The following is a 6,399-nucleotide window of genomic DNA, read 5'->3' as shown; positions in this document are numbered from 1 at the left end:
CTGAAACACCATCCTGCGGGCCAAGATCAATCCGGCTGAAACGCAGGTCGCGGCGGCTGTCGGAGTTTACCATGGCACGGCCATAACCGCTGGTCGCAACGATGCGCCCGTTGCCGGTGCTGACGATCTTGCCGCTTAGCTCAATATAGCCGCCTTTGGTAGTGATCGCGCCAATCTCCAGCTCATCCGTATCGCCATTGTAGGTGACCGAGACGTTGCCGCTGATATGCCCCTGCCCCGGCAGAACGCTCGGCGGGTTCGCTTGTTGCGCCACCGGCAATCCGATAATCTCGACGTTGGTGCTGTCGGGATCGGACCCAACCGCCTGCCCGCGCAGGGGGCGGTAAATCTCATGCCGACCGGCACCCAAACCGTCAAGAACGCTGTCGATGCTATCATCAATATCCAGCGCCCAATCGGTGAGGCCAGAGCGGATCAGCCCGTTGATGTTCAGCGTATCGGCATAGATGAAGATATTCCCAAGCGCCTGCACCGACCCTTCTGAAGCAGGCACGACATAGTTCGGGATTGGCGCAAAAATCAAACCATTCTCGGGGCGTCGCAACGCGGCCTTCGCCTCGTCCTCTGTCACGTCGGGGTTACGGTTCATATAACTATAGACAGCATTTTGATAGGCTTCCTGCTCTGCAAACAAATCACCAAAGATTGCGCTCGGGTCTTGGGTGATATGCGTCGTCGGATCGGACGGGGCGAGGAAGAAATCGCCGCCGCTGTCAATCACCACGCTGCGCGCGTTGATATTGCCGCCAAAGACATAGATGGAGCCGTCTTCGGTGCGCAGGTTGACGGAACCGTTCAGGTTTTCCACATCGCCGCGCACATAAAGGTCCGATGTCGGGCCGCCGTTCGCGATGTAGTTCATCCACATATCAATGTGCGGTGGGGTGACATCGGTGTTGTTGGCCTGCAACGCGAAGGCAGCCGTCAAGTTAATCGGCCCTGCAATCAGGTTCGACCCGAGGGCCGCGAGATCGGCGTTGGAAGCTACCTGAACCCCGTTGTAGCGCACCTGCCCCGCATCGACGAAAGGGATCTTGGCATTGGTGACATCAACCGAAAGCGCGGTGTTATTGGTCACTTCGATCACGGCATCGCCATTCGCGCGCAGGGTTCCTGCCCCCACCAGATAATCCCCGGCCAGATCAATATTGCCGCCGACGGCTTGTACATCGTCAATCGTCAGGAAGTCCGTCGCAACCCCGCCAGTGCCAGTCGCCCCCAGATAGCTGAGACGCGCCTCTAGTGCGTCAATCTGGGTGCCCAGAACGTTGTACACATCGGAGCCAACATTATATTCGGCTTGGGTGGCGCGCAGATCGGCAATATAGGCCTCAACCCGTCCGGTAATGGACACATTGAACGCCAGATCATAGTCAATATCACCCTCCCGCGTGATCACCAGATCGTCAGCGGAGTTGACGGCGGCAGCGGTCACACCATCAGCGAAGTCAATTGTCAGGCGTTGCGCAGCATATGCGCCCGCCTCTGCCGTGCCATAATGGTTCACACCGCTAAGCGTGCTGACGTTCACCGTGCCGCTTTCTGTACCCAATGAGACATCATCAGCCCCAATCAAACCGCCAAAGAAGTTTCGCACTTCCTGCGCAGCCTCGGCATAGGCATCAATGGCGAAGCCGTAAGCGTAAGGGTCGGTCAAGCCGTCAGAGGCGCGCAGCGATATATCACCCGCCGCCCGCAGTCTGCTGCTGGTATTGGTGACAATGGAATTGGTCATGCTCAGTTCGGCCAGCGCATCGGGATTACTCTGCAACGGCAGTGAGGTGCGGTTATAGACCCGCGATTCCGCATGTTGACGGATTTCCTGCGTGCCGTTGCGGTCCTCACCGATCATCACGGCGATACTGCCCCGACGGCTTTCGATTGACCCACCATCCAGCGCGATGCTGTTGTTGTGACGCAGTTGGGCATGTGCCTGACCTTCGCCCGCGCCTGCCGCACCATAAGTCCGCACATAGCTTTCGGAGTCCAACATCGCATCAGTCCGCGCGGTGATCCAAACATCCGCATTCGCCGCAATCGTCACCCCGTCCAATGCAATCCGCCCAGAGGATCGCTTGCTCGCGTCGTGACGATCCCCCACCAGCAAAGTGCTTTCCAAACGCGGTAGATTGACCAACCCGCCCATATCGCCCTTAACGCGGTCGGTCAAATCGTAATCGGTGCGCAGCGCGATTTCGACAAAGCCGGTATCCTGTGACGGGTTCACAGCATTCGACGTCTGCACAATCTGTACGCCGGGGCGCACATCAATCAGCGCGTCACTCAACACCGTGCTGCGCGAGGTCAGCGCCGTCGCATTGATCCCGCCAAAAGAACCGGTCGTGCCGTTGAAATCAATTGCCCGTTTGATGAAATCGGCGTCCAACGCCACGGTGATCCGCTCTGCCGTCAAATCGCTTGCAAGCGTCAGCACGGTTGACGCGTTCACGTCGTTGGTCTGTCGTGTCGCGCCAAACCCCGACAGCGACACGTTGAGAGAATCCGCGTTGCTTTCAAACTCGATCCCGCGGTCGGCATGGAGCACGATTTCTTTCGCAACCACACCCGCCCCGCGCAGGGTCAACTCGGTCACGGTGTCCATTTCCAGTTCAAGCAAGCTGCCAAAGGCGGTGATAAGCCCGCCATTGCCCGCAACCGAATTGCCAAAGAGATAGGAACGTCCGCCGGATTTGGCGGTGAAGCTCTGCCCAATGTTGGCGGTGTTGTAAAAGTTAAGATCAAGCCTTGCAGATGCCTGATCTTTGGCCTCGGCAAAGCTTAGGCCAAATCCCACCAACCCGGCGTTGACCCCTTTGGACAAATAGCGCAGGTCGGTTTCATTCCTCGCCTCAATCCTCGCGTTCTGCGCGACATCGAAGCGGGCAAAGTTAAGTGTGGCATTGACCTGAGAGACGTTGCGTGCCTTGGCCGAACTGCCCCCAAGGGAGGCCGCCGCGATCATGGTGGACCGGGTCGAAGCATAGACCTGGCCCCGCGCGCCTTGCGCATCGGTAATGTTATCTGTGGCCAGAATATCAACGCTGAACAGGTCCAGATTGGCGCCACCCGCCCGCAGCGTTGTGGTACTTTCCTTGCGCGCCGTCGCCAGATTCGCCCCGGTGCCCCCCAGCGCGCCAACATCACCTTTGGCATCCGCGCTGACATCGCCGGAATTCGCTGCATCGACATTCAGCGCCCCGCCCCGCAGCACCACATTTGCCAAATCAAGCGTGACAACTGACGTATCGCGCGCAAAGGCTGCCGTGGCGCCCACACCGATCGCCCCCGTCGCCAGCACATCGACATCCGCCTCAACCTTACCAACGCGGCGCGCGATCAGATTGATCTGCGGCGCGGAGATATGGGGCGCTGGTCCACCCTTTATAAATGCAACGTCAATCGTGCTTTCGCGCATGGCGTTGGCCACAGCCACACCAGAGCCGATAGGCCCGCTTACGCCCGCACTAACCTTTGCCCGCGTGGAGCTGATTTCTTCTGCTTGCACGGTCACGGCAGTTTTGGCGGTCAGTATGGCCCCCTGCCCGACCGCTACATTCAACGCGCGGCCAATCCGAATGTCGGAAATACCTGTTGCAGAGGTGATCAAACCGCTGGAACCTGTAATCGCCTCCGGATTGCCGTCATCGACATCAGACACGGCACTGACCGTAACCGCACCTTGGGTGCTGTTTAGCGCCGCGCCTTGCCCGATCAGCGACTCCAACCTGGTGCCACGTCGAACCAACGCGACGCCGTGGGTTGCAGCAATCGCGCCACCCGCAGCACCACCCGCCAGAATTTCCAACTCACCACCTTCGCGCGTTGTGATGGCAATATCTCCGCCCGCACTTAGCGCCGCACCGGCACCAACCTGCGTCGTAATCGTGTCGCTGCGGGTGCCGTTGAAACTGTCATTCAGATCCAACGCCTGACGTGCGCTGGTCACTTCGCCTAGCAAGGTTTCCAGTATGCTGTCACCCGCCCCGATAATGTAGGCCTCGTTCTTATTGGTGTTCGGGTTATCCTCATGCCGGAACGGATCATCGTTCAAATCCGCCTGAACGTCGGCAATCACCTCTTGCCCGCCCTCAATGCTATCGGCATCATCGTCAACGTGGATACGTTTGCCATAGGTCAGCAAAATGCCGGAGCCTTGAAAGCTGAACGCGCCGCCGCCACCGGCGACAACTCCGCCGTTGAACGACCGCTCGCCGTAAGCATCAACCGTGAGGTTGCGCACGGCACTTGCCGACGCGCCATCATCAATGACCGCCAGAACCGAGCTGCGAACCGCCCCGATCACCGCCGCCGCACCAACCCCCACATAGCCGCCCGAAGCCGTCGCAACCCAGATATCCTGACCATAGTATTGATAGCCGCGGACCGACAGATCCTGACCCGCCGCAACGTCGGAGTTTCGCCCGATCCGCGCCACGACCGACTGGCTCGCATCCGAAAACAGTCCGGCACCTGCAACGCCCACCAAACCGCCGCCCGTTCCAATCACTGCTTGATTGGCCTCAATAAAGCCGGACCCGCTTGGGCCTTCAATGCGATTGCCAAATTCATTCGGCAGGGTCTCAACTTCGGCCGATACGTCGATATCGCGCCCTGCGCGCAGAGTGACGCCATTTGCAGCCCTATCGGCGCTGACAGTTTCAGCAACGACTGAGTCAGAGGCGTTCACAATGATAATCGACGCCCCGATACCAGCAATCCCGATCCCCATAGTGCCGGCGTTCTGCACGATCTTGCGCGGCGCATGGGCTTGGATGGCAATATCGTTGCCCGCGTTCAGCGCGGCGTTTTTCGCAAAGGCGGCTGTCGTGGACCGCGCGACAAGAACTTCGTTCACCCCCGCAATTCCGGTATAAATCCCCCCCACCGCAGAGGCCGAAAAGCTGCGCAAACTCTCCGGCGTGACCGCTTGAATGGTCACATCATTTGCGGCCGCGACCCTTGCACCGACAATTTTTGCGGTCGTGTTCTTCGCGATCAGGAAGAATTCGTTCAGCGCGCCGATCCCCACTGATGCGCCGAATGCAGCGGTGCCAGAGATCGTCTTGATCTTGGTGGCATTGCCCGCGAACACATCGACGTCCTTGCCGCTGTTGACTGCCAGCGTGTTTCTGCTGCCTTCGACTGACGCGGTGACGCTGTCATTGATCAGCATAAACGGCATCTGGGCGGAAATCGAAGCCCCGCCAGACCCCGCGCCGGTAAAGGCAAATGTGTTCAATTCCGTGGTGGTATCGGCCACAACGGCGACACCTTTGCGCGTCAGAATTTGACGATCAAGGTAATCCGCATCACCCTCAGCGCGCCCGAAAGTCGAAATACCACCCGCCGTTGCAGGCGCCTGCCATGCGGCAACATTGCTGCCGTTCACAATCGCCGCGTCGACCACAGAGGTCGTCTTGATCAACGAAACGGTGACACCTACGGCAGCGGAGTCGCCGAAGGCAAGCGTACCAAGGGCTTGATCGAATACCCCAAAGAAGCTTTCGTCGCCCCCGCCGACAGAATCCACACGCCCGCCATTCAGCGCCTCAACCAGCACGCTGTCGCCCGCCGAAACAGTCGCCGCGTCAAGTTTGGCGCTGACGGTATCGGATTTGAACGTCAGTGACACAGACCCCATGACGCCGAATGACCCGCCATAGCCAGCACCCGCTGAGCTGGTAACAACCTTGGTATTGTTTTCCGCACGCACAGCAACATCGGCGTCAGCAGTGACCAAGGAATTCTGAACCAACGCAGTGGTCACACCTTTGTCTTGCGCCAGCGCCAGCGCGCCGCCAATTCCTGCGCTGGACGCGATGGTGATCTGATAGGCCAGCCCGCCCAATTCCTGACTGCGCTTTGCGCGTACCGACACATCACCAGCGCTAACAATTTCGGCCTGACCGGTGATCAACGCATCCACCGCTGAGCGGGACAGGATCACCCCATTGGCCGCCGAAATCCCGGTGCCGCCGGTTGACCCGGTGCCAGCAGCCCCTATCGCGACACCGCGCGTATCATCGCGTGTCTCCAGCGACACCCCCGACGCGCCCGCCCGTACCGTTGCGTGATCGGTCACAACGGCTTGGGTACGAGCATTCACTTCATTCAGCGCCAGCGTGGCACCTACCCCAAAATCCTCACCAATCGACAGCACGCCGGCCATCGACCACATCTTGTTGTCAGACAACCCGCTGACCCGCAAACCGCCAACTTGCATTTCACCCGCGCCCATGACGCGGCCCCGCACCAGTTGCGCCTGCTGCGTGATCGCCCCACCTGCCCCGACAGTGGACCCCAACACCGACGCACCCGCCGAACCCGTCATCGACGACGTGGTTGATCTGGCATTAACCGCCGCCTGTTTCGTTATTG

Annotated in this window: 1 protein-coding gene; it reads right to left on the bottom strand. The window is 59.5% G+C overall.

What is annotated here, in order from left to right:
- Positions 1-6,352 (bottom strand): hypothetical protein (locus L0H65_RS12325; protein ID WP_301459351.1); only part of this gene is annotated, 6,352 nt, incomplete at its 3' end.
- Positions 6,353-6,399 lie beyond the last annotated feature (47 nt).

The sequence above is a fragment of the Pseudorhodobacter sp. genome (assembly GCF_030452865.1).
GTDB lineage: Bacteria > Pseudomonadota > Alphaproteobacteria > Rhodobacterales > Rhodobacteraceae > Pseudorhodobacter.
The sequence above is the reverse complement of the archived record's forward strand: the minus strand, read 5'-3'. Positions and strand labels throughout refer to the sequence as shown.